Source organism: Dehalogenimonas formicexedens, from assembly GCF_001953175.1.
GTDB classification, from domain to species: domain Bacteria; phylum Chloroflexota; class Dehalococcoidia; order Dehalococcoidales; family Dehalococcoidaceae; genus Dehalogenimonas; species Dehalogenimonas formicexedens.
The window spans coordinates 1,572,649-1,595,982 of sequence record NZ_CP018258.1 but is presented as its reverse complement, the minus strand read 5'-3'; the positions used below and the strand labels follow the sequence as shown (position 1 = coordinate 1,595,982).

At 56.3% G+C, this 23,334-nt stretch carries 19 protein-coding genes; 10 read left to right on the top strand and 9 right to left on the bottom strand.

The window, feature by feature from the left end:
- Window positions 1-44 precede the first annotated feature (44 nt).
- Both Dform_RS08275 and nrdR read right to left on the bottom strand, forming a co-directional pair.
- Window positions 45-2,813, bottom strand: a complete 2,769-nt coding sequence (locus Dform_RS08275; RefSeq protein ID WP_083635421.1) for a vitamin B12-dependent ribonucleotide reductase — start codon at window positions 2,811-2,813, stop codon at window positions 45-47.
- A gap of 298 nt (window positions 2,814-3,111) precedes the next feature.
- Window positions 3,112-3,669, bottom strand: a complete 558-nt coding sequence (gene nrdR, locus Dform_RS08270) for a transcriptional regulator NrdR (RefSeq protein WP_083635420.1) — start codon at window positions 3,667-3,669, stop codon at window positions 3,112-3,114.
- A 378-nt stretch (window positions 3,670-4,047) separates the two neighbouring features.
- Here nrdR and Dform_RS11620 point away from each other — a divergent pair, with 378 nt between their 5' ends.
- On the top strand, window positions 4,048-4,161 hold the full coding sequence (locus Dform_RS11620) for an SHOCT domain-containing protein (RefSeq protein WP_225973668.1): 114 nt from the start codon (window positions 4,048-4,050) through the stop codon (window positions 4,159-4,161).
- Window positions 4,162-4,572: 411 nt separating this feature from the next.
- Here the strand turns inward: Dform_RS11620 and Dform_RS08260 are convergent, their stop codons facing one another.
- Together Dform_RS08260 and Dform_RS08255 are read right to left on the bottom strand one after the other, a co-directional pair.
- On the bottom strand, window positions 4,573-5,316 hold the full coding sequence (locus Dform_RS08260; protein ID WP_076004587.1) for an SDR family oxidoreductase: 744 nt from the start codon (window positions 5,314-5,316) through the stop codon (window positions 4,573-4,575).
- Window positions 5,317-5,602: 286 nt separating this feature from the next.
- Complete coding sequence (locus tag Dform_RS08255) at window positions 5,603-6,124, bottom strand: HEAT repeat domain-containing protein (RefSeq protein ID WP_076004586.1); 522 nt, start codon at window positions 6,122-6,124, stop codon at window positions 5,603-5,605.
- 187 nt (window positions 6,125-6,311) lie between these two features.
- On the opposite strand from Dform_RS08255, the gene Dform_RS08250 reads away from it, so the two are divergent.
- Window positions 6,312-7,340 carry a sodium:calcium antiporter gene (locus tag Dform_RS08250; RefSeq protein ID WP_076004585.1) on the top strand — a complete coding sequence of 343 codons (1,029 nt, stop codon included), beginning with the start codon at window positions 6,312-6,314 and terminating at the stop codon, window positions 7,338-7,340.
- Between the two features lie 11 nt (window positions 7,341-7,351).
- Here the strand turns inward: Dform_RS08250 and Dform_RS08245 are convergent, their stop codons facing one another.
- Window positions 7,352-10,072, bottom strand: coding sequence for a cation-translocating P-type ATPase (locus Dform_RS08245; RefSeq protein WP_145925557.1), 2,721 nt, complete (start codon window positions 10,070-10,072; stop codon window positions 7,352-7,354).
- Window positions 10,073-10,204: 132 nt separating this feature from the next.
- Between Dform_RS08245 and Dform_RS08240 the strand changes: the two genes are divergently transcribed.
- Together Dform_RS08240 and Dform_RS08235 are read left to right on the top strand one after the other, a co-directional pair.
- Window positions 10,205-12,655 (top strand): sensor histidine kinase, encoded by a 2,451-nt coding sequence (locus tag Dform_RS08240; protein ID WP_076004584.1) that lies wholly within the window; start codon window positions 10,205-10,207, stop codon window positions 12,653-12,655.
- Complete coding sequence (locus Dform_RS08235) at window positions 12,652-13,017, top strand: response regulator (protein ID WP_083635417.1); 366 nt, start codon at window positions 12,652-12,654, stop codon at window positions 13,015-13,017. Before Dform_RS08240 ends, Dform_RS08235 begins: the two co-directional genes overlap by 4 nt.
- A gap of 103 nt (window positions 13,018-13,120) precedes the next feature.
- Here the strand turns inward: Dform_RS08235 and Dform_RS08230 are convergent, their stop codons facing one another.
- The gene (locus Dform_RS08230; RefSeq protein WP_076004583.1) at window positions 13,121-13,915 is read right to left on the bottom strand and encodes an SDR family NAD(P)-dependent oxidoreductase; all 795 of its coding nucleotides are present in this window, start codon (window positions 13,913-13,915) and stop codon (window positions 13,121-13,123) included.
- 123 nt (window positions 13,916-14,038) lie between these two features.
- Here Dform_RS08230 and Dform_RS08225 point away from each other — a divergent pair, with 123 nt between their 5' ends.
- The 6 genes from Dform_RS08225 to Dform_RS08200 are packed head-to-tail and all read left to right on the top strand — an operon-like array spanning window position 14,039 to window position 17,868.
- Entirely contained in the window at window positions 14,039-14,689 is a 651-nt protein-coding gene (locus Dform_RS08225; RefSeq protein WP_076004582.1) for a TetR/AcrR family transcriptional regulator, read from the top strand.
- A 10-nt stretch (window positions 14,690-14,699) separates the two neighbouring features.
- Entirely contained in the window at window positions 14,700-15,569 is an 870-nt protein-coding gene (locus Dform_RS08220; RefSeq protein ID WP_076004581.1) for an ABC transporter ATP-binding protein, read from the top strand.
- Window positions 15,570-15,576: 7 nt separating this feature from the next.
- Entirely contained in the window at window positions 15,577-16,386 is an 810-nt protein-coding gene (locus tag Dform_RS08215; protein WP_076004580.1) for an ABC transporter permease, read from the top strand.
- 8 nt (window positions 16,387-16,394) lie between these two features.
- Window positions 16,395-17,189: an ABC transporter permease subunit gene (locus Dform_RS08210; RefSeq protein ID WP_076004579.1), complete on the top strand. Its 795-nt coding sequence runs from the start codon at window positions 16,395-16,397 to the stop codon at window positions 17,187-17,189.
- Between the two features lie 44 nt (window positions 17,190-17,233).
- Window positions 17,234-17,548 (top strand): hypothetical protein, encoded by a 315-nt coding sequence (locus Dform_RS08205; protein ID WP_076004578.1) that lies wholly within the window; start codon window positions 17,234-17,236, stop codon window positions 17,546-17,548.
- 32 nt (window positions 17,549-17,580) lie between these two features.
- A complete protein-coding gene (locus tag Dform_RS08200) occupies window positions 17,581-17,868 on the top strand; it encodes a hypothetical protein (protein ID WP_076004577.1) in 288 nt (95 codons plus the stop codon).
- A gap of 885 nt (window positions 17,869-18,753) precedes the next feature.
- Here Dform_RS08200 and hpt read toward each other — a convergent pair.
- The 3 genes from hpt to ftsA all read right to left on the bottom strand — a co-directional run bounded on the left by hpt (window position 18,754) and on the right by ftsA (window position 23,333).
- Entirely contained in the window at window positions 18,754-20,199 is a 1,446-nt protein-coding gene (gene hpt / locus Dform_RS08195; RefSeq protein WP_076004576.1) for a hypoxanthine phosphoribosyltransferase, read from the bottom strand.
- A gap of 738 nt (window positions 20,200-20,937) precedes the next feature.
- The gene (gene ftsZ, locus Dform_RS08185; protein WP_076004574.1) at window positions 20,938-22,062 is read right to left on the bottom strand and encodes a cell division protein FtsZ; all 1,125 of its coding nucleotides are present in this window, start codon (window positions 22,060-22,062) and stop codon (window positions 20,938-20,940) included.
- A gap of 38 nt (window positions 22,063-22,100) precedes the next feature.
- Window positions 22,101-23,333 (bottom strand): cell division protein FtsA, encoded by a 1,233-nt coding sequence (gene ftsA, locus Dform_RS08180; protein ID WP_076004573.1) that lies wholly within the window; start codon window positions 23,331-23,333, stop codon window positions 22,101-22,103.
- Window position 23,334 lies beyond the last annotated feature (1 nt).

The following is a 23,334-nucleotide window of genomic DNA, read 5'->3' as shown; positions in this document are numbered from 1 at the left end:
ATCCGGACGGACTCGAACTATTTTCAGGCATAGCTACATCGCCTTTAGCACTTCGTAAACCCGCACCCCGGACAAATAAAGCACCCCTCTTGGTAGACCAGGATGCTGCCGCACTCGACGCACTGGCCGGCTATGTTCTTCACCAGGCCGAAGTCCTTGATGACCTTCTTTTCACCGTTGCCGTTCCCGTTGCCATTGCCGTTGTGCTCGGCCTTGGTCTCCAGCTTGACGCTCATGCCGCTGGCGATGTAGTTCTCCAGCACCGTGGCGATGGCGTCGGCGCAGCTTAGGACGCTCTTGCCGGCGTCCCAGGCAATTGACGGGCAGCGGATGCCCTTGAGCTGTTTGGCCACCGTGTCGACCGGTACGCCGCTTCTGAGGGCCAGCGACACCAGGCGGCAGGTGCTTTCGAGCTGCGCGGTGGCGCAACCGCCCGCCTTGCCCAGGTGGGAAAAGACCTCGCAGATGCCGGTCTCGTCGGTGTTGATGGTGATGTAAATATTGCCGCAGCCGGTCTTGACCTTCTCGGTGAAGCCGGTGGTGACCTTGGCGCGCTCGCGCGGGCCGACGGGTTTGGGCGGCGCGGCGGGTGCCGGGGCGGCCTCGGCCTTGGCCTCGGTCTTGCCGGTGGACATCGGCTGGTCGGCCTTGCAGCCGTCGCGATAGATGGTGATGCCCTTCAGCTTGTCGTCGAAGGCCATCAGATAGACCTTGTCGACATCGGCGACGGTGGCGTTAGCCGGGAAGTTGACCGTCTTCGAAACGGCGTTATCGGTGTACTTCTGGAACACCGCCTGCATCTTGACGTGGCCTTCGGGAGTGATCTGGTGGGCGGTGACGAACAGCTTCTTGACCGCCTCGGGCACGTTGGCAAACTCTTCAAGGTGGGCGCCGCCGGCCAGCTTTTCCATCATCTCCTTGCTGAAAAAACCGCCCTCGACGGATGCCCGCTCGAAGTAGGGGTTGACCTCGACCATCTTGGTGCCGTCCATGATGTTCCTGGTGAAGCACAGGGCGAAGTGGGGCTCGATGCCGCTTGAGCATCCGGCGATGATGGACAGGGTGCCGGTGGGGGCGATGGTGGTACAGGAGGCGTTGCGCATCTTGACCTTGCCGTCGTAGACCGAGCCGTCATAGGCCGGGAACGTGCCGCGGATGGCGGCTAATTCCTCGGAGGCTTTGTGCGATTCGCTCTCGATGAAGCCCATGACCGCCTCGGCGGTATCCAGTGCGGCGGGCGAGTCGTAGGCGATCCCCAAATCGATCAGCATGTCGGCGAAGCCCATGACCCCCAGGCCGATCTTGCGCGTCTGGCGGGTGCGCTCGGCGATCTGGGGCAAGGGGAACTTGTTGACGTCAATGACGTCGTCCAGGAAGCGGACTGCCGTGCGCACGGTGTAGCCCAGCTTGTCATAATCTATGGTCTTCTTGCCGTTGGACTTGACCATCTTGGACAGGTTGATCGAGCCCAGGTTGCAGGACTCGTAGGGCAGAAGCGGCTGCTCGCCGCAGGGGTTGGTGGACTCGATCTTGCCCAGCTGCGGCGTCGGGTTGCCGGCGTTGATGCGGTCGATGAACACCACACCGGGGTCGCCGGTCTTCCAGGCCAGGTTCACGATCTGGTCGAAGATGTCGCGGGCTTTCTTCTTCTCGACGACCTCGCCGTTGTGGGGATTTTTAAGTTCATATTCGCCGTTGTTGCGGACGGCTTCCATGAAGGCGTCGGTGACGGCGACTGAAAGATTGAAATTGGTCAGTACCCCGGCCGTCTGCTTGGCCTTGATGAAGCGCTCGATGTCCGGGTGGTCGACGGAGAGTATCGCCATGTTGGCGCCCCGGCGGGTGCCTCCCTGCTTGATGACGTCGGTGGCCACGTCGAAGGCGCGCATGAAGGACACCGGGCCGGAGGCGACGCCGCCGGTGGAGCCGACGCGGTCTTTTTCGGGGCGCAGGCGGGAGAAGGAGAAGCCGGTGCCGCCGCCGGACTTGTGGATCATCGCGGTGTGCTTCACGGCGTCGAAAATGCTCTCGATGGCGTCGTCGATCGGCAGCACGAAGCAGGCGGAAAGTTGTCCCAGCTCGCGGCCGGCGTTCATCAGGGTGGGGGAGTTGGGCAGGAACTCAAGGCGGGCCATCAGGCCGTAGAACTCGTCCTCGATGGACCGGACGTCGCACTTGGGGTCGTAGATTAGTTCGGCGGCGGCGATGGTCCGGGCGACGCGCCGTATCATGTCTTCCGGTTTCTCGATGGCCTTGCCAGCCTTGTCCTTTTTGAGATAGCGTTTCTCCAGCACCTGGAGGGCGTTATCCGAAAGCCCGATCTTCTCCGGGATGGGCTGTTTCTTCATTGCTTTGACGTTTTTGGTTTTGACTGCGATTACCACTTTATTCTCCTCTGTGACAGGTTTTGGTGTGTTGGCAACTGGCGCCGCTTGCAGCGGCGGCAACGGCGGCGTGGGCGGCTTTGGTATTTCATCTGTAGCTTCCGTTTGCCCTGCCCCGCCCCGATCGGAATCGTGGGAGCTTGTCGAAGGGTGAGCTTCGGCATCAGATTTCACCCCCTCGACCGCGTCCTTGACCATGTTCTCGATCTCGTTCTCAGTCACGGCTATCGGCAGCCTGGTCCCGGACGGCGGGGCAAAGGCCTCCATGCCGGGCAAAACGCTCGGCTTCTCCAGCTTCTCGATGATGCTTCTGGTCATCTCTTCGATCTTGCCGCGGTCGGCGATACCCATGGCGGACGCCTGGTTGAAGATGATCGAAGCGATGCGGTTTTTGTCTACCAGCGGTTTGCCGGATGGCTGTGGCGTCATAGGATATCCTTTACGTTATTGTGTCTTTGCGAGGGCCCGCGATGAAATCGGGGCCCGTGGCAATCTGATTGGAATTGTCCGCATTTCCGTAGGGGCGAGCGGCGCTTGCCCGCCCGTTCATCCCGTAGCGGCACGGTGTGCCGTGCCCGCCTACGTTGTTCCGTAAAGGCGACCGCCACGCCCAAACACTTCGTCTTTGTGAGGAGCGAAGCGACGCGGCAATCTGCGGTTGGCACCTTTCGTTCCCCCTTTACAAAAGGGGGACTGAGGGGGATTTCGGGGCAGTCCCTGATTCCGATCATCCCTTCACCTGCCCCTTCGCCGATACCAGGTGCCGCCCCGGCGTATTCCGTGCCTGTCCGTCGTTGTCTTCCAGGTCCAGCGGCAGTTGGGCCCGCATGTCGGGCTCACCGCGGTCGATAAGCTTGTCGATAATCTCCTTGAACTCGGTGACGTCGGTGAATTTGCGGTACACCGAGGCGAACCGTATATAGGCGATATTATCGACGCCCTTGAGCTTTTCCATCACCTTGTCGCCGATCAGGGCAGAAGCGATCTCGGCTTTGCCGGTCTCCACAAGTTCCGCTTCGATCTCGTCGGCCAGTCTGTCGACGGTACCCACCGGCAGGGGACGTTTCTCGCACGCCTTGTGCAATCCCCCCAGCAGCTTCTCCTTGTTGAACTCCTCGCGCCGGCCGTCGCGCTTGATGACGAACAGGGCGGCGGGCTGGATGCGCTCGTAAGTGGTGAAACGGAAGCCGCAGCCCAGGCATTCCCGGCGCCGGCGGATGCCGTCTTCGACCTCGCGCGAGTCGACGACTTTGAAATCAGTTTGATGGCAGTTTGGACAGTTCATGTTCTAATATCTACAACCTGTTGTGGGGCAGAAATAAGGTACCACTATGGGTAGTGCCTGTCAATAGAACGGAAGTAAGGGGTCAAAGCTAAAAACCGAGGCCTATGAAAATAATTCTTGTGATCTGACCATAGCATTAACGAATGTAATTTCTTCAAATCTACTTGGAGACTTCATCGTTTTTACATAAACCGGTGTTAGACTAGAATTAAGAAGTTGAGAGACTCTCTCGTCAAGGAGGACGGTATGTACTGGGGAATGCATGACTACGGATACGGAGGCTGGTTCTTTTTCATCATCGGGCTCATCATCATTGGCTTGCTGGTCTGAGGGATCATCGCCCTTACCCGGGGCGGCGGGCATCATATGGGGATGGGCATGGGAATGGGCCAGCCGAGGGGACAAGGTCCTCTCGATATCGCCAAAGAGCGTTACGCCAAAGGCGAGATCACTAAAGATCAATTCGAAGAGATCAAAAGAAACCTGCAGTAACACCCCTCGCCCGCGGCCTCGCGGGAGAGGGTAGGGTGAGGGCAAGATCAAGCATATTATCCGTTCGTGGTGAGCTAAGCCTGCCCTGAGTCTACCGAAGGGAATCCATGAACGGACTCCTTTCGTTTGTCATCCTGAACGAAGTGAAGGATCTCTATCTCCTTCCTCTCCCTCGATGGGAGAGGAAGTGAAGGAGAGGGTGAAAAGCCGCAAGACTTACTTACCGCACCATGCGAAGGCAGTTACCCCTTCGTCTTTGCGAGGAGCGCAGCGACGCGGCAATCTGCGGTTGGGTTTTAATCTCCTCGCCCGCGGCCTCGCGGGCGAGGGTAGGCTGAGGGCAGTTCAGTTTCGTTAATGAACTGACTGTCGAAGGACGGTGACTCCATTATCTTGTGAAAATCGCAGGGGCTACCCCCAGCTGTTGAGCCTCTGGAATGTAGCCTCGAAGTTCGCCTTCGACCCCTCCACCAGCCCTGACGCCTCACCGATAGGAATCTCGAACTTGTCTTCGGCGATGGCATTCAAAACTTCATCTGCCAATACCGCCGGATTCATACCACGCGCCGTTGCCGATTCTTGCCCTCCGAGTTCTGTCGCCACCATCGGCGGAATGATCTCGAAAACCAGTATCGGCGTGTTCCTGAACTGCCGCCTCTGGGACAGCGTGAAAGAGTGCAAGGCCGCCTTAGTGGCGCAGTAGATCGGCATGGATGCTATCGGGACAAATCCTAGCCCTGAAGTGACATTGATGATCGCCGCGGCATCTTTTTTCAGGAAACTCGGCGTGAACTGGGCAGACAGTTGTATCGGCGCCACGAGGTTTGTACCGATCTCGTTGACGTCGTGGGGTAAACCCTGCAATCCTTTTTTCAAATCGGCGAAACCCTGTACCCCGGCGTTATTAATAAGGATATTCAATCCAGGAAACTTGTCTTCAGTCCAGCGGAAAAGCGCCTGCCGGTCAGCTTTTTTGGTGACGTCGCAGGTGAAGGTGTGAACCCCACGCAGCTTGTTACGGGCGGCATCCAGCTTATTCTGCCGCCTCCCGCAGATGATGACCACATTGCCGGCTTTGAGAAAAGTCTCAGCCAGGGCAAATCCGATTCCCGTAGCGCCTCCGGTGATCAGGACGGTATTGCCTTTAATATTCATGGTTCTCCTTTTCTTGACCCTTCGGGCGGGCATCCGGCTTAATATGCTATTCCCTCTCCCACGGTTAGCAGTACGACCTAAGATAAGGGCAGGGTTAGGCCCCATACCCAAAATATTTCACCAAAAACGACACGAAGCGCTTGACACCCGTAACGTACACCAGTGCTATAATATCCTCCCTTGATATTAGCACATATGGCCAAAGAAAAATCACGGCTAGGTTGCCTGAAGCACGTTTTGGCCGTAGGGAGTCGTTTCAGTCGTTTTTAATGCACCCAGTCCAACTTCAACCCCGAATCTTATGGGACGCTCTAATATCATCCAGGGCACTTTCGGCGGCCACCGGCGCCTTAAGGTCAGCGACCGGCTCTTCGAGACTCTTGATTGCCGGGTCGAGGATCTCATTGAATGGGCTGGTGCCGCTGACCAAACCGGTCAGGAAATGGTGGGCTCCGTCGCGGAAGGGCAGTGATCCGCTGTTGCTGATCATGGCTTTAAGGACGGGCGTCAACGCCGGTTCGCCGATCTTGATTAGATTGTCGGCTGCGGTCCACCTGATGCCGTAATCGGCGTCGCCAAGGTGGCTGATAAGAGTCTGTATAGCATCGTGCCCGCCGATTGAGCCAAGGGCAGCGAGTGCCTCCCAGCGTTTCATGGGAAGTCCACTGGAGGCAGCGGCCGCAAGGGCGGGCACCGCTTCCTGCCCGATCTTGATCAACCGGCGACGGGCTTTACGGCATTGAATCGGGTCTTCGCAATCGAGAAGTGCCACCAGTTCGTCAACATTGTTTTTCTTTGTGCCTTCCATAATATGTCCTTTCACCGCATTATAGATTCATTATAAAAGGCTTTTCACTGAAGATATTAAAATATCATCTGAGCCGGCTGGTGGATTGGATTCGAAGGTGATCGAAGCAATCGCATCAACCGGACTTTTCTGGAGACTCCCTTGCATAATATACTGAGAGGGTTTTTCAAATCCCCGTTGAGACTGGATGAATACTTTGTGGATCTGGATCCAATTTGCGGCCTGTCTGGGGCTGATCATCCTGGCCGGCAGCCGGCTGGCCAAGTACGCGGACCTCTTCGGTGAACGAGCCGGTTTATCGAAGGTCTGGATAGGCGTCATCGCCCTTGCCACCGTGACCTCCCTGCCTGAATTGGCGACGGGCATAAGTTCCGTGACGATCATCGGTCAGCCCGATCTCACCTTCGGCGACATTTTCGGAGCCAACCTCATCAATCTTCTGGTCATCGCGGTAATAGACATCCTGTACCGGAAGGGTCATTTATTACCCTTATTGGGTTCAGGGGTGGTGTTGACCGCCGCCCTCGGCGTGACCATAACCGCGGCGGCCGCGGTCTTTATCTTCTTAGCTCAGGACAATATCGATTTAACCGTCTTCGGGCACGTAAGCTTGTATTCATTCTTGCTTCTGGGACTGTATATCCTGGCCCAGCTCATGATATTCCGGTATAAGCCTCCCGTTGGAGAGAACGCTGTCGATTTAAGGCCCGCGCCTCCCGCCCCCAGTATCTCGACCTCAAGGATCGTTGCATATTTCTTAGGCGCGGCCCTGGCAACAGTCATCGGCGGTATATGGCTGGGTTTTATCGGCAACCAGATAGTTGAAATAACGGGTCTCAGCAGTTCGTTGGTCGGTACTCTGTTTCTTGCCGTTTCTACTACGGCGCCGGAAATTGTCGTCTCGATTTCTGCGGTGCGGTTGTTTGCCCTGGATATGGCGGTGGGCAATCTGGTCGGCAGCGTCCTGTTCAATATTGGCGTGATTATATTTATCGACGACATATTCTACCGGGCCGGCTCAATATTGCAGCACGTCGACCCGATTCACGTTCTGACGGCTCTGTTTGCCATTCTGATGAGCACCATCGTCATTATCGGCATCTTATTTAAACCCCGCTTGTGGTTGAAGCCGTGGGCTGGACTGGACGTGGTGCTGCTGGCGGCGGTTTACATCGGCGCCATGCTTTCGCTATTCTTCCTGGCCAAACCTGCCTGAAGGGGTTTCGTTCAACTTCCTTTCCGCCACTTGCCTTTGGAAAAAAGGTCGGGGAAAAACTGTTTGCGAAGCTCTTCGATCACGAAGATGGACAGCCCTGCGCCCAGAATTATCAGCCAGTCCGTGAGCGAAGGCGGCGCGGTGTGAAAAGCCGCCTGCATGAATGGCAAATACACCGCCGCCAATTGGAGAAGAACGGCGATACCCAACGCCAACAAAAACCACCTGTTGGAAAAAAGACCGATCCTGAGGACCGGTTTATCATCGGTACGGGCAACAAAACCTTTGAAAAGTTCGAAGCTGACGATAGTGCAGAAAGCCAGCGTCCGGGCTTGTTCTATCGTCTCGTGTTGGAGCCCCCACCAGAAAATACCGAACACCGCCGTCCCCATGATCGCCGCGGTGTAACCGATACGCCAGGCCATGCCGGGATACAGCAGGCCGACATCGGGTGACCGGGGCGGCCCGTCGAGTTCGTCACCCCGTCGAGGTTCCAGGGCCAGGGGCACCGTCAGGGTGGCGTCGGTGACGACATTGACCCACAGGATCTGTACCGCAAGCAGCGGCGCCTCGCCGATGATGGCAATAGCCGCCGCCAGGGCCAGCAGTTCGCCGATATTAGACGCCAGCAGGTAATAAAATACCGAGCGCAGGCGGTTGAAAATACCGCGTCCTTCTTCGACTGCGGCAACTACTGAAGTGAAGTTGTCATCTGTCAGCACCATATCGGCGGCCTCGCGGGCGACATCGGTGCCGGATTTGCCCATGGCCACGCCGATGTCCGCCGCCTTGAGCGCGGGAGCGTCGTTGACGCCGTCGCCGGTGACCGCCACCACTTCGCCCCGGCTTTTCAAGGTTTTGACGATGCGCAATTTTTGAAGCGGCTCGATCCTGGCATAAACGGAGATTTTTTCGACAGAACGCGTGAAATCGGCTTCATCCATTGCCGAAAGCTCGGCTCCGGTAAGGGCTTGCTCCCCATCGATGCCAACCTGCTTGGCGATAGCTTTGGCCGTCGAGACATGGTCGCCGGTGATCATGATCACCCTGATGCCGGCTCCCTTTGCCAAAGCGACCGCATCTCTGGCCTCAGGCCGCGGTGGATCGGCAATCCCGACCAGTCCGATGAAAACCAGCCCGTCTTCGAATGAAAGGCCGCCAAAATCGGCGCCGGAATTATCCAGTTCCGCGGATGCCAGCGCCAGCACTCTCAGCCCGGAAGCTGCCATCGATTCGATTTCCTGAGTGACCTGGTTTCTGGCAGCAGCATCAAGTTTCACAGCCTTGCCGTCGCGCCAGATCAACTTGCACATGTCCAGGACTTTTTCCGCGGCGCCCTTCAGGTTTACCGTTCGGTGGTTATCGGCGCCGGCGTTGAGAGCGGCCATATACTGAAGTTCGGATGAAAAAGGCAGTTCGTCAAGGCGCGGCTCGGACTTTTCCAATTCGTTTTTTGTGATGCCGGCTTTGGCGGCGGCAACCAGCAAGGCCGCTTCGGTCGGGTCGCCAAAAATTTCGCAACACTCAGCTCCGGTAGTGATAGAGGCATCATTCGCTAGGACGCCCACGCGCAAGATCTTGATCAACGCTTCGTCTTTTGCTATCTCGACGGTTCTGCGGCCTTCTTTGAATTCCCCCTCGGGCCTGTAACCCTCGCCGGTGACTTCCAAAGAACGACCGTCCAAAAAAAGCTTCCGCAATGTCATCTGATTGATGGTAAGGGTGCCCGTTTTATCGGAGCAGATAACGGTGGCCGATCCCAGCGTCTCCACAGCGACAAGCCTCCGGATGATGGCATGCCGATTGGCCATGATCCTCATACCTATGGCAAGAACGACGGTGACCACCGCGGGCAGACCTTCCGGAATAGCGGACACAGCGGCGGCAACCGCGAACAGCACCATGTCGGTTAGCCCCAGTCCGCGGATCAAACCGGCGGCCAGGATCAAGGCGCAGACGCCGAGGAGAATGATTACCAGGGTGGTGGACAAACGGGCGATATTTTTCTGAAGCGGGGTCCTTTCCTGGGGGATTTCTTCCAGGCTGCCGGCAATCCGCCCGAGTTCTGTCGCCATGCCGGTGGCGACAACGACTGCTTCACCCTGGCCTTTGGTGACCGACGTTCCCTGGAAAATCAGGTTGGTGCGGTCGCCCAGAGTGGCGTCTGCGGAAAGTGGTGGCAGGCTTTTTTTCACCGTTTCGGACTCGCCGGTGAGGGCGGATTCATTGCTCTCCAGACCGTTCACCTGCATCAGCCGGGCGTCAGCCGGAACGCGGTCGCCAGCCGCAAGAATGATGATGTCACCCGGGACCAGTTCACGGGCTGGGATTACATGCAGACGCCCGTCACGCCTGACATTTGCCTGGGGCGCCGTCATTTCTTTGAGAGCGGCCATCGCCTTTTCAGCCCGGGTCTCCTGGATGTAACCGATTACGGCATTGACCAGGAGGACACCGAAGATGGTAAGCGTATCCACACCATGGCCGGTGAAAATCGAAATGGCGGCCGCGGCGAAAAGAACATAGACCAGGGGATTGGCGAACTGGGACAGGAAGACCAACCACAACGGTTTGCCCGGTTTTTCTGCGAGAGCATTCGGGCCGTATTGTTCCAGCCGTTTTTTCGCTTCAACCCTGCTCAAGCCGGAACTGGCGGTGTCCAGCTTTTTTAGGACTTCGTCGGGTGGGAGGGAATGCCAGTTGCTTTCAACCATGTTAATAGATTCTAGCATGAAGCTACCGAAAACCTTGAGCGGCAATCCAAAAACATATCGCTCCGCTGTCCCTGAAACGAAAGTACTATTTATTTTCGATTGCCACGAGGCTAATAATGTCGAGTATTCTCAAATAATGTCGATAACCAGATGAATTTGTTCTTCGATATCCATGTAATTCTGCCCCTTGCTGCTTTGGCCACCGGGGTGATCCTCTCGATCCAGGTTTGGAAATCCCGAAGGAAACCTTTGGTTACCAACTTTCTTATCCTGATGGCTTCGCTGATCGCCTGGTCATTTGCAGCCATCATGGAACAGGCGACACCGGATCTTGCGGGCAAGACCTTCTGGATATATTTTTCATATTTCGGAATTGTGCCGCTACCCATTGCCTGGTTATGTTTTTGTTTAAGGTACGCCAGCAAAGAAAAATGGATCACGCCTCGAAACATCGTGGCTATCAGCGTCTTGCCTGTTGTAACGTTGATCTTGGTCTGGACCAACAGCGCCCACCATCTTATGTGGAAAGATATCTGGCTCAATACCAGTGGAAACCACCCGGTCGATGAGGTAACCCACGGCGCCTGGTTCTGGGTGTTTGCCTCGTATTCTTATGTTCTGCTGGCGACGGGAACCTGGAACCTTTTCAATCTGATGCGGCATTCTACCGGGATCTACCGCAACCAGATCATGGTGATGTTCCTGGGCACGTTCGTACCCTGGCTTGGCAACGCTCTTTTTCTGATGGCTCCTTCAATGTTTTCCTCCGTGGATCCGACCCCCCTGGCGTTCGCCATCACCGGGGTGGTGTTTTACTTCGGACTTTCGAGGTTTCACCTGGTGGAAGTTGCTCCGGTGGCCCGGGACGCTATTTTTAACAGCATTCTCGACGGCGTCATTGTCCTCGATACCGCGAGGCTGGTGATCGACCTGAATTCCGCCGCCCGGGCAATGCTGGTGCCCGACCACGCCGACATCATAGGCAAGCCACTGGCCTCAATCTTGCCGCAATTGATGTACATCAATTTTGAAAAGTTGCCGGCAGGCGGGCAGCGGACCAGCGCTGTGACCACCCGGGCTGGCGAGCAGCGCATTCAAGACGTACTCATCACCGGGATCAAGACCCACAAGAGAGTGAGCGGTTATCTGGTCATTCTTCACGACAATACCGAGAGCTACAAGGCCGAAATAGCCCGGCGCGAAAAAATCGTCCTGGAAACGGAATTGGTAGAGCGGAAAAAAGCCGCCGAAATTGTGCAATACCGCTTGTACCTGGAGCAGACAATCGCCGGTATCTCTTCCCGCTTCGCGACCACCGCCGACCTTAACACCGCCATCGACGAATCGCTCTCCGATATCGGGTACTTGAGCGGCGCCAGCCGCGCCTACCTTTATCGGGCTTCGGAAGACGGAAGGTCGATGTCCAATACGAACGAATGGTGCGCCAGGGATGTCGATTCCCTGAAACATAATCTGCAGAACCTCCCGATTTCGAAGTTCTCCTGGTGGATTGAAAAACTGAATTCAGGCGAAACCATACTTGTGCGTGACGTCTCCCAGCTTCCCCCGGAAGCCGCCGCCGAAAAATCGCTCATGGACAACCAATCTATATCCTCGACTGTCGCCATGCCGCTCAGAGGTAAGGGAAAACTGCTCGGGTTCATGGGTATCGATAATATTTCCAATAGCAGCAGCTGGACTGAAAAAGACCTTTCGGTCTTGCGCGTATCCGCGGAAATCATAGGCAGCGCCATCGAACGCCATGACGCTGCTCTGGAGCTGACGAAGCTGAATAGGGCTTTGTTCAGGATGAATGCCCAGTTAGAAGCCAGGGTCGAGGAGCGCACACGGCAACTCGAGGAAACCGCGATCGAAGCCAATGCCGCGAATCAGGCCAAGAGTGATTTCCTCGCCAGCATGTCTCATGAACTCCGGACGCCGCTCAACGCCGTCATAGGATTCTCGCAGGTTCTGGAGGAGCAGATCTTCGGGTCGTTGAATGAAAAGCAAGCTGAGTACGTGACCAACATTTTGGGCAGCGGCCAGCACCTGCTCTGCCTGATTAACGATATCCTGGATCTTTCAAAAATCGAAGCCGGCAAAAGCCATTTGGAGCTTTCGGATATCAGTATCGGACCGCTCATCCAGGAGAGCCTCCTGATGATAAAGGAAAAAGCGGCTAAGAAACATGTCAAGTTGAAGACCAGTCTCAACCCCGGCGCCGCCGCCGATGAACTCCAGGCAGACGCGCGAAAGATAAAACAGGTCTTATTTAACCTGCTTTCGAACGCTATCAAGTTCACCCCTGATGACGGGAGGATAACAATTGAGGCCAATCGTATTGACGGTCATCTTCGGGTGAGTGTGTCAGACACCGGCATAGGGATACCGTCGGAGTCTCAAGGCAAAATGTTTACCGATTTCTATCAGGTGCAGGGCGGCCTTTTGTCCAAAACCCCGGGCACCGGGCTTGGGCTCGCCATCAGTAAACGGCTTGTGGAAATGCACGGCGGCAGTATCTGGGTGCAAAGTGAAGGCAGTAACAAAGGGGCAACATTTACCTTTGAAATACCGGTGCAACAAAAAGGAGCGGAAAATTGAAAACCATTCTGGCAGTCGACGACGATCCGATGGCGACCACTTTGATCAGGGATGTCCTGACCGCGGCCGGTTACCAGGTAGTGACGGCATCCAACGGCAAATCGGGAATTGAGTCGGCGGTAGCCAAAAAACCGAACTTGATCCTTTTAGACGTAATGATGCCAAAAATCGATGGCTACATGACGCTGTCCGAGCTTAAGAAAAACGAGGCTACCAAGCGGATACCGGTGGTCATGGTGACCGCCGTGGGTTATGAAATGAACAAGCACTTGGCGTTGAACATGGGCGCGGTGGATTATCTAACCAAGCCGGTGGATATCCGGGACCTGCGGACAATAGTAGCCCAATACGCCGGCACCTAGCTCTAAACCGGATACTTGCTACCATAGCCGGTTATTTTTGGACAGTCCGGGCTGCCGGTTTAACGTTGCCCGGACTGTATTCCCCCGGCTTAGGGTATAGTGCCTATCCGACCAGATAGCCACCATCGGCTACCACGACGCTGCCGGTAATATAATCCGCGGCGTCAGAAGCCAGGAATAGTGCCACCCGCCCTATATCGTCCGGAGTGCCCTGCCGGCCCATGGGTATGGTCGCCAGGAACGCCTTGGTGACCGCGTCGATCTGCTCCTGGCTCATTCCGGCAAGGCCGCCGGAAGCACCTGGGGTGACGATGGCGCCGGGAGCGATGGCGTTAACGTTGATCCCCTTCGGCGCCAGGTCCTTGGCCAGGGCTTTGGTAAGCATGATAACGCCGCCTTTGGAGGCATCATACGAAAGCAGGTTGCCGGTGGGGTGCAAGCCGTCCACCGAAGCGATGTTGACGATCTTGCCGCCGTGACCTTTGGCAGCCATAGCCCTGACAGCGGCCTGAGAGAAAAACATCAAACCCTTCAAATTGATGTTAAGGGTCTTGTCCCATGTGGCTTCGGTCATCGTTTCGGTTGAGGCAAACGGGTAAACTCCGGCGTTGTTCACCAGGATGTGCAGGTCTCCGAAATGTTTGACGGTCTCCTGTACGGTCCTTTCCGCCTCGGCTACCTTGCTGATGTCGGATTGCACCGCCACGGCTTTATAGCCCATTTTTTTCATCTCGCCGACGGTTGCCTGGGCTGATTCTAGATTGATATCAGAGACGGCGACGCTGGCTCCGGCTTCGGCCAGCCTCAAAGCGATTCCCTTGCCGATCCCCTGGGCTCCTCCGGTGACAATGGCGACTTTACCGGAAAGGTCGAATAGTTCCCTGATGGATTTGTCCATAACTCTCCTCCTGCCCGATTTCATTGGGTACTAAAACCGGTACTAATACCGAGTATATTCTGGCAAACCCTGCTTGTCAATACCTTCAAATAATATTGACAGGATATTGTATAATTGTAGTATATGACTCAAAAACTACAAAGTGGGCGAGGAAGGGGCGGCAAGCGGCAGGTCATCATCGAGACCACGGTAGACCTGTTCCGCAGGACCCACGACGTCCGCAAGGTTTCGGTGGAGGATATCGCCGCCGCCGCCAAAGTTTCCCCGACAACGATATATAACCAGTTTGGCAGCCGTGAAGCGCTGGTGCTGGCCGCCGCAAAATCGGTCATCGCCGAAATCGGGCGTATGGCCGAGGGTTTCATAAAATCCGACCTGCCCTTCGACCAAAAACTCGCCAGCATCGTGGCGGGCAAAATCACCATCGCCTCGGCGGCCTCCGATGAGGTCATCGCCAAGATGCTCAGCCAGGACCGGGACATCGCTCCGTTTATTGAAGAACTGTTCCGGAACGTAGCCTGGCCGATGTGGCGGGACTTCCTGGCTGAGGGGAAGGCCCAGGGATACATCAATGAATCCCTCGACGCGGAAGTTTTTCTTGAGTATCTGGATGTGTTGAGGGCAGGGTTCGCCGCCAAAAAAGAGCTGATCCAGAACTGGATGCAGAACATGGATAAGCTCAAGCAGATGACCCGGCTGGCGTTCTACGGATTCGTTAAAAAGGACATCGACCTTTTCGGAGAGGTCTCCAATACACCTTCAGGGAGTCGATAAGGAGCATTTGATGAGTGTCATCGAAGTCAACCACCTGACCAAGTATTACGGCAAGTCCCGCGGCATCAACGACGTATCGTTCAAGGTTGAGGAAGGCGAGATTTTCGGCTTCATCGGTCCCAACGGCGCCGGCAAGTCCACCACCATCCGCCTGCTGCTCGGTCTCATTTATCCCACCAGCGGCAGCGCCTCTATCTTTGGTAAGGACTGCATCGCGTTCGGTCCTGAGATCAGAAAAGACATCGGTTACCTGCCTTCGGAGGTTTTTTATTACGACCGGATGAAGGTCAAGGACCTTTTGAACTATTCGGCGAGCTTTTATCCCGGCGACCACAAAGCAAGGATGCATGAGCTTTCCGAACTTATGGGACTTGAATTGGAGCGGAAGATTGAGGATCTCTCATACGGCAATAGAAAGAAGGTCGGCATCGTCCAGGGCTTGCTTCACCGGCCGAAGCTGCTATTCCTCGATGAGCCGACCTCGGGCCTTGACCCTCTGATGCAGCGCAAATTCTTCGATCTCATCAGGGATGAGAACAGGCGCGGCGTGACGGTGTTCTTCTCGTCCCATATCCTGGGAGAAGTGCAGCGATTATGCAACCGGGTCGCCATTATCAAGGAGGGGCGCATCATCAAGATCGATGACATCCGCACCCTCCAGAAGGATAACTACAAGAAAGTTCAGGTGGCCGGCGAGATCGAAGCTTCCTGCTTCGATCTGCCGGGTGTCACCAATCTGGAACACTCGGACGGCCTGGTACGATTCCTGTATAACGGTGATATCAACGTGGTGATGCGCCGGATCGCCGAGAACACGGTGGCCGATGTCACCATCGAGGAGCCGTCCCTCGAAGAGATCTTCATGCACTACTACGAGTAGGTGAAATATGGTTGCGAATGTTTTTTTACATGAATTCCGGATGAAACTGAAATCGGCTCTCGGCTGGTCGGTAGCCGTCGCCGCCGTCGTCTTCGCCTTTTCGGCGATGTTCTCCACAATATCCAGCCAGATAGGATCGGTCAATGATTTCCTGAACAATTTCCCCAAGGAATTGCTCATCGCCTTCGGCCTAAATGGCGTGGACCTGTCGACCATCCTGGGCTTTTACAGCTTCATGTTCCTGTTCGCCCAGTTACTCCTGGCTATCCAGGCGGCAAGTTACGGCTTCGGACTGGTATCGGTGGAAGAAGCCGAATGGACCGCTGATTTTCTTTTGACCAAGCCGGTCAAGAGAGACCGGATACTCTCCAGCAAGCTTTTGGCGGCGTTCGCCGGCCTGACGATCACCAATGCCGCGACCTGGGTCGCCAGCTTGACCTTCCTTAATCTGTTCAAGGGCAGTCAGTCTTTTGATACCGGAACTCTCTTTCTGCTGCTGGCAAGCATCGTTGTCTTCCAGCTCTTTTTCCTCGGGGTGGGTTTAGGTGTCTCCCTTCTGGTGAAGAGAGTCCGGAGTGTTATCACCTACGCCCTGGCGCTCAGTTTCGGCATGTACGTGCTGGCTGCTTTCGGTAACTTGTTGGGCAGCAGCATCCTTGAAAAGATCAGCCCGTTCAAGCATTTCGACCCGGTGTATATCATCGGCCACAATTCGTACGATGCCCCATTGGTAGTGGTCAGTGTTTTGGTGATCGTCGTTTCGATCGCCGCCGGTTACATGTTGTATACCCGCCGCGACATTCCGGCGGTGGCCTAGGAGCCGAGATGAATATATTTTTACGGGAACTTAAAGCCAATTTCCGGTCTCTTTTGATCTGGGGAGGGGTCGTCATCCTGTTCGTCATCGTCGGTGTTTCCAAGTTTTCGGCTTACTATAACAACCCGGACCTTCTGGACACCCTGAACAGCCTGCCGCAGCAGGTGCTTACCATCTTGAACCTGCAGGCGTTCAACCTGACGACTGTCTCCGGTTTTTACGGCATCATGTTCCTGTATTTCGCCTTGCTTCTTTCGATCGCCGCCGCCATGTGGGGCGCCGACATCATCGCCAAGGAACAGCGGGATAAAACGGTCGAATTCTCGCTTACCCTGCCGGTTACCCGCAGCCGCGTCGTTATTTCGAAAACCCTGGCTGCGCTGGTCAACTGCGTCCTGCTATTGCTTATTACCTGGGGGATCTCGGTGGCTGCCACCACCAACTACCAGCCGGACAGCGCCTTTTACAAATTCCTGGCGCTGAGCATGGCGGCGCTATTCCTGTTACAACTTGTGTTTCTTTCGATCGGCGTTTTTATAGGTACCGCCCTCAAGCGTTACAAGATGGCCAGTTCCACCGCTTTGTTCGTGCTGCTGGGCACCTATTTCCTGTCCGTCGTGGTCACCCTCAACAGCAGCCTTGACTTCTTGAAATACCTGACGCCGTTTATGTATTTCGACCCGGCGGAACTGTTGCACCAGTCGCGCTTCGACCCGGTCTTCATCGGCCTGTCTTTGGTCATTGTCGCCGTGGCGGTAACGGGGGCTCGCATCGCCTACAACCGGCGGGACCTCTACATATAACCAGCCGATTGACTCCGGTTGGTAAGACAGACTAGCATTAGCTGATGTCTTTCCTGCCGAAAACCGCGCTCGGGAAATGGTCGGTGTGGCTGATCGTCGCCTTCTTCGCGCTCGTCGCCATCGGCCGGGCGCTGGTCGCCATCGAACAGGACGGGAGTGAAATCGCCTCGACATCGGCCTTACCCGTAATCGCTTCCGTCTCGGCTATGATCGCCGGTATCGCATCATTCATTACCGGCGTTCTAAGTATCGCCCGTTCCAGGGAACGCGCCCTGACTGTTTTCCTGGCGGCTGGCGCCGGTGGTCTTTTGATCCTGATGACCATCGTAATGTTTCTGGTATCCGGCTGGTTCCATTGACACCGGAGGCCGCCAGAGTTTAAGCTGATTTCATGCGTCTGGGATTGCTCGAAATCGTCCTGACCGTCATTGTCCTTTTGTCTGTCCTGGTTGTCTGGCGCTGGATGCGGCAGGGCGGCCCGGATTCGGGGGCGGGTGATGGAGGCCCCGTGTCTTCGTTTTTGCAGAAGATCGGGACCATCGGCATCCTGCTGGTGGTGGGCGGCCTGGGACTTATTCTGGTGGGCTACATCGTTCTCATCGGCCTCGCTAAGATGTTCATCTGGGCCGTCGCCATCCTTGTCCTTGGTCTGGCGTTCCTGGTCCTTTCCAGACGTTGAGGTTTGGCTTCGGCATTGCCTGGATTAGCATTTCCGTTCGATTTAAATATTTTTAAACTGTGAAACAAACAAGTAGAACCTATCGCTTATTGCCGAAATAACGATCCCTTTGGCTCTGATTTGCCCTCAATGACTTTGACGCCGGTTATACGGGTGTGAAATCATAGTAGCTGTCCCAGGTAACCAATGCAGTGGGAATCACCGTCAGGCAATGACCTGATCGGGCTACTGGAAGGAAAACTTAACAACCCCAAGGTTCGTCCTGGAAGAGTTTAAGAAAACCTTCGCAGACCCTGTTCAGAGAGTCTGAAGGATTTATCCCGGGGGCAAAGGCTACCTGGGATCCCTTTTTCTCCACTCCGCCACGCCTCCCTCCGTTCAATCATACCAATGGCCAAATAATACCAATACTACAAATTTCCAATAACGGCCTCACCTTACCTGTCGCGGAGGTTGTGCCCGGTCAGCGCTTTGGATTTTTATTGTCGGCCCGTTGGCCTGGTGCGAAAAATCATGGTCAACCGCCTAATCGCGAGGATTGAGGAGAAAACGGCGATCGGCGCAATACGACGAATAGCTGTATACTCCCCGATCCGGTTTTGACTTAAGCCTCGGTCTCATGCCATCATGTAAGTGTCCCAGGTAACCAATGCAATGGGAAGGTCTTCAGAGCATTGAACTGGCGGGGTACCTGAAAGGGAAACTTAATCAACCCAAGGTTCGTCCTGGGAGCGTTATTGAAAACTTTGCCGGTCCTGCCAGGGAGTTCTGAAGGGTCTGACCCGGGGGCAGAGGCTACCTGGGATCCCTATTTTTTACCAAATTCGAAATACGAATTTCGAAATCCGAAATACCGCTCCCATCCCCTTGGTTGCTTCTTTTTGATTATTCTTCCTTAATTTTGGTTTCGTGCTTCGTATTTAGTGCTTCGGATTTCTCCTTTTCCGGTCCCTTTATCTGCGGCACGACGATGAACGGCAGGTTACGGTATTCCTCGTGGTAATCCAGGCCGTAGCCGACCACGAACTCATCCGGGACGTTGAACCCGGTGTAATCCAGCTTGATGTTCACCAATCTCCGCGCCTCGCGGTCGAGGAGGGTGCAGACCGACAGGCTGGCCGGCTGTTTTTCCTGGAGATAATTCAGGATGTAATTCAGGGTGATGCCGGTGTCGACGATGTCCTCGACAAGCAGAATGTGACGCCCCGCCAGCGGCAGATCGGCCTCCTTGGTGATCTTTACCGCCGGTTCCTTGGCGCCGGAGTAGTAGGAGATGGCGATGAAGTCCAGGTCCATCGGCACGGTTATCTGGCGGATGAGGTCGGCCATGAAGCACAGAAAGCCCCGCTGCACCCCCAGCAGCACCGGGCGCCTGCCGGCGTAATCCGCGGATATTCTTGCGGCGATATCCTTGACCCGCTGGTCGATTTCCGCCGCCGAGTACAGGATCCGGCTGACCCCGTGAGCGCGCGACTCCGCCAACGGCCCGGTGCCGTATTTGGCCAGGAGTTTTTCGTAATCGTTCTTGTATAACAGCGTGATTTTGGTTTCCGGGTAAAGCGTTTTCAGAGCCTTGAGCTTGCGGTTTTTCTGGGTGACCAGGGATTGCTTCATCGTCGTCAGCTCGACGTAGAGGTCGAGGCTGGGAAGGTAGAAATCCGGGGTGAAGAGTTCGGGGGTGCCCTGCTTTTTTCGCCCGATGGGAAAAGACCGCGGCTCGTACATCCACGGCACGTTGTAGAAATCGAGGATGCGGGCAAATTCCTCCTCGCTGGCGTGGTTGAATTTGACCATTCCGGCCTGCTTGGCCGGCGCAGCGGGCACCTCCCCTTTTACTTCGATTGTCTGGCGGGACAGCACGATGCCGGCCAGTTGAGCCAGGGCTTTCACGAAGCTGGTGTCCTGGAAGGTGATAACCGGGGTTTTTTTGAAGTAGAGCCTCAAAACGCCGATCTGGTGCCCGTCCTGGGAAATCGGGGCGCCGAAGATGGACACGATCCCGGCTTTGACCGCCGCCGAAGAGTACTGAACCCGGCTGTCGGCGGCCACGTTCTCGATGAAAACAGGGGCGCCCGAGACCGTTTCGTTCAGGCTTTTGCCGACATCGATCAGCCCCTTCTGCACATAGGTCGGCGGCAGGCGCCAGTGGGCGGTCTGGATGAGGTGGCTGCCGGTGGCGTCGAGCAGGCTTATGGCGGCGCCGGTATCGAAGGTGCGTGAGACGATGCGCGTGATCGCCTCCAGCTTGTCTTTCAGGGGAGCAGCCGTCCCCGCGGCGGTTATCGCCTGGCGCAGCGCCTTGCAGTAGAGGTGGTCCTTGGTCTGAGGCATGGCATCTATATCATAGCCCAAATTGAAGTTTATCTTCGAGGGGCGGGGTAGCAACGATAGAAGGCATCAATAAATCCACTGGAGGGCGACCCGTAGGTCGCCCTCCATGTCCTGTGGGGGCGGGTTTTTAACCCGCCCCCACAGGACATAACAAAACATTCCACCAATAACGACACGAGACGCTTGACAAACCTGTGAACGCCCGTGCTATAATACCCGTGAACGAAACAGAACACTTGTATCGGACGGTTACTCTGACAAGCTCTCTATCTGGCGCATTGTGGTCCGCATGGAATAACGCGTATTACAATTCCCGACTATCCGGTTTGTTTCATTCGTTTTCACATTCTTCATCGGCAAGGGACTGGCAGGCGCCGGAATGCGGACCCGGGACGCGAGAACCAGGGACACGCGCGACGACAACCGCCCATCCGAATTGTTTCAATTGTTTTCGTGCGGGGCGTTGATAGATCGACTACTTCGGGTGTTTGCCGGTTGGTTTTCCTTCGTTTTTGGAATGGATCTCACGATTGGGCTAAAGCTGAAATCAGTGATTCGTTTCTTCATAAAACTTTTAGCGAAAAACGCGAAAAACGAATATTATCGGTGTTTATGATTTCGAAAATTGGAATTTGTTTGGCATTTAGAAATTGGGTTTTGGTGCTTATTCAATTTATCGGTAACAACGAAGGCGGTGGATTTTGTCCACCGCCTTCGCTATATCCAATAATGAGGAGGCTACCGGTAGGTGCTGCGGGTCGGGGGCCGGTTGGACCGGGACGGTTCGGGAGCCGGGGCGCGGTTCTGGGAGAACAGCGGGCGGCGCAGGAAGGAAGGAACGTCCAGTTCTTCCTCGTTCTTGATGCCGCGGAGCTTGGCGGTCAGTTCATCATCGGCTTCGCCTTCCTCCGTGGCAACGTTGAACCCGGTGGCAATGAGGGTGATATGGACGTCGTTGCCCATGTTGGTGTTGGAGCCGACGCCGAAGATGATGTTGGCGTCCGGATCGACAGCCTTGCGGATGACCTCGGCGGCTTCGTTGACTTCATACAGGGACAGGTCGGCTGGACCGACGACGTTGAACAGGACGCCCCGGGCGCCCGATACGGAAACATCCAGCAGGGGGGAGGCCAGGGCTTCGCGGGCGGCGTCGATGGCGCGGTTCTTGCCGGCGCCGCGGCCGATGCTCATCCAGGCGGGGCCGGCGTCCTTCATGATAGCCTTGACATCAGCGAAGTCCAGGTTGATGGTGCCGGGGACGGTGATGACCTCGGAGATAGCCCTGACGCCCTGCTGCAGGACGTTGTCAGCCATCTTGAAGGCGGTGTCGACGCCGGTCTTGGCATCGCAGAGTTCCAGCAGGCGGTCGTTGGGAATGATGATCAGGGTGTCGACCTTGCCCAGGAGCTTGGAGATGCCCTCTTTGGCGGTCTTCATGCGGTGCGAACCTTCGAACGAGAACGGCTTGGTGACTACGGCGATGGTCAGGGCGCCGCTCTTCTTGGCTTCCTCAGCCACGACGGGAGCGGAACCGGTGCCGGTGCCGCCGCCCATGCCGGCGGTGACGAAAACCATCTCGGAATTGGAAACCAGCTCGCGGATGTCGTCGCGGGACTCTTCAGCGGCTTTCTGGCCCATGGTATGGTCGCCGCCGGCGCCGAGGCCGCGGGTGACCCTCTCGCCGAGTTGGACGCGGACGGGGGCTTCGGTGATGGCCAGGGCCTGGGCATCGGTGTTCAGGGCGATGAATTCAACGCCCTGGATTTCTTCGCGGACCATGCGGGTGACCGCGTTGCAGCCGCCGCCGCCGCAGCCGAACACCTTGATTCTGGCGGGATTGGGCAGGTAACTCGTCTTAGCCATATTCTTTTTCTCCTCTTTATTTCCGTCTCTTTTATTTTTCAGGTATTGGTGGTATTTCTAGTGCCGCCGAAGTTGAACTTGGCGAGCAGCCCTTTCACGCGATCTAAGAATGCGAAGGGGTTCCAGCTTTTGGCTTTGGGCTGGTTCTTGGCGCCCCAGAGCAGCAGGCCGACGCCGGTGGCGTAGGCGGGATCCCTGAGGGCGTCGGTCAGGCCGTAGATGTTGCCCGGCATGCCCACTCTGACCGGCAGGCGGGACACGTCGCGGCCGAGGGTTTCCAGGCCGGCGACGTTGGAGGAACCGCCGGTGAAGACGATTCCGGCGGGTACGACGCTCTCGTAGTCCTGGCCGGGCAGTTCTAGGAGGATAAGCCGGGTGATCTCCTCGATCCGGGCGCGGAGGATGTCGCACAGGTCCTGGTAGCTGATGCCGTGGCCGTCCTCGGAGATGGGGTTCTGCTCCATGCGGCTCTCGTAGACCGGCATAACCGAACCGTAGCGCTTCTTCATCTCTTCGGCGACGTCGAACGGCAGCCCCAGGCCGATAGCCACGTCGCGGGTGAGCTGGTAGCCGGCGACCGGAAGGATGGCGGTGTGCCAGATGGAACCGTCCTTGAAGATGCAGACGTCGGTGGTGCCGCCGCCGATATCGGCCAGTACGACGCCGACCTGTTTCTCATCTTCGGTCAGGACGGCCTCGCTGGAGGCCAGGGGTTCCAGGACCAGGTCATCGATCTCGATGCCCAGGCCGCGGATGCACTTGACCAGGTTCTGCACCGAGGCGGAAGCGGCGGTGATGACATGGGTTTCGACATCGAGCCTGAAGCCATGCATGCCGACCGGGTTCCGGACGCCGACCTGGCCGTCGATAGCGTAATTGCGGGGGATGACGTGTAAGAGTTTGCGGTCGTTGGGGACCTTGATGGACTGGGCGCTGTTCAGGACGCGCTTGAGATCATCGGGACGGACCAGACGGTCGCCCCTGGTGATGGAAACGACGCCTTTGTTGTTGACCGAGCTTACGTGCCGTCCGGTGACGCCGACATAGGCGGACTCAACCTTGTAATTGGCAGCCTGTTCGGCCTTCCTGATGGACTCGCGGATGGATGCGGCGGCGTCGTTGATGTTGACCACCAGCCCCTTGTGCAAGCCGTGGGACGGGTTAATGCCAACCCCGATAACCTGGGTGGCGCCGCTTTCAGTGATTTCAGCGATGGCGGTACAGATCTTGGTAGTACCGACATCAATTGCCGTGACGACCCTACGTTTCATT

Bases quoted from the DNA above. Each gene is read 5' to 3' on its own strand.
- Dform_RS08260 (WP_076004587.1), bottom strand. From the start codon at position 5,316: ATGAATATTAAAGGCAATACCGTCCTGATCACCGGAGGCGCTACGGGA.
- hpt (WP_076004576.1), bottom strand. From the start codon at position 20,199: ATGCCTCAGACCAAGGACCACCTCTACTGCAAGGCGCTGCGCCAGGCG.
- Dform_RS08215 (WP_076004580.1), top strand. From the start codon at position 15,577: ATGGTTGCGAATGTTTTTTTACATGAATTCCGGATGAAACTGAAATCG.
- Dform_RS11620 (WP_225973668.1), top strand. From the start codon at position 4,048: ATGGGAATGGGCCAGCCGAGGGGACAAGGTCCTCTCGATATCGCCAAA.
- nrdR (WP_083635420.1), bottom strand. From the start codon at position 3,669: ATGAACTGTCCAAACTGCCATCAAACTGATTTCAAAGTCGTCGACTCG.
- Dform_RS08200 (WP_076004577.1), top strand. From the start codon at position 17,581: ATGCGTCTGGGATTGCTCGAAATCGTCCTGACCGTCATTGTCCTTTTG.
- Dform_RS08225 (WP_076004582.1), top strand. From the start codon at position 14,039: ATGACTCAAAAACTACAAAGTGGGCGAGGAAGGGGCGGCAAGCGGCAG.
- Dform_RS08255 (WP_076004586.1), bottom strand. From the start codon at position 6,124: ATGGAAGGCACAAAGAAAAACAATGTTGACGAACTGGTGGCACTTCTC.
- Dform_RS08220 (WP_076004581.1), top strand. From the start codon at position 14,700: ATGAGTGTCATCGAAGTCAACCACCTGACCAAGTATTACGGCAAGTCC.
- Dform_RS08245 (WP_145925557.1), bottom strand. From the start codon at position 10,072: ATGCTAGAATCTATTAACATGGTTGAAAGCAACTGGCATTCCCTCCCA.
- ftsA (WP_076004573.1), bottom strand. From the start codon at position 23,333: ATGAAACGTAGGGTCGTCACGGCAATTGATGTCGGTACTACCAAGATC.
- Dform_RS08210 (WP_076004579.1), top strand. From the start codon at position 16,395: ATGAATATATTTTTACGGGAACTTAAAGCCAATTTCCGGTCTCTTTTG.
- Dform_RS08275 (WP_083635421.1), bottom strand. From the start codon at position 2,813: ATGACGCCACAGCCATCCGGCAAACCGCTGGTAGACAAAAACCGCATC.
- ftsZ (WP_076004574.1), bottom strand. From the start codon at position 22,062: ATGGCTAAGACGAGTTACCTGCCCAATCCCGCCAGAATCAAGGTGTTC.
- Dform_RS08250 (WP_076004585.1), top strand. From the start codon at position 6,312: ATGAATACTTTGTGGATCTGGATCCAATTTGCGGCCTGTCTGGGGCTG.
- Dform_RS08205 (WP_076004578.1), top strand. From the start codon at position 17,234: ATGTCTTTCCTGCCGAAAACCGCGCTCGGGAAATGGTCGGTGTGGCTG.
- Dform_RS08240 (WP_076004584.1), top strand. From the start codon at position 10,205: ATGAATTTGTTCTTCGATATCCATGTAATTCTGCCCCTTGCTGCTTTG.
- Dform_RS08230 (WP_076004583.1), bottom strand. From the start codon at position 13,915: ATGGACAAATCCATCAGGGAACTATTCGACCTTTCCGGTAAAGTCGCC.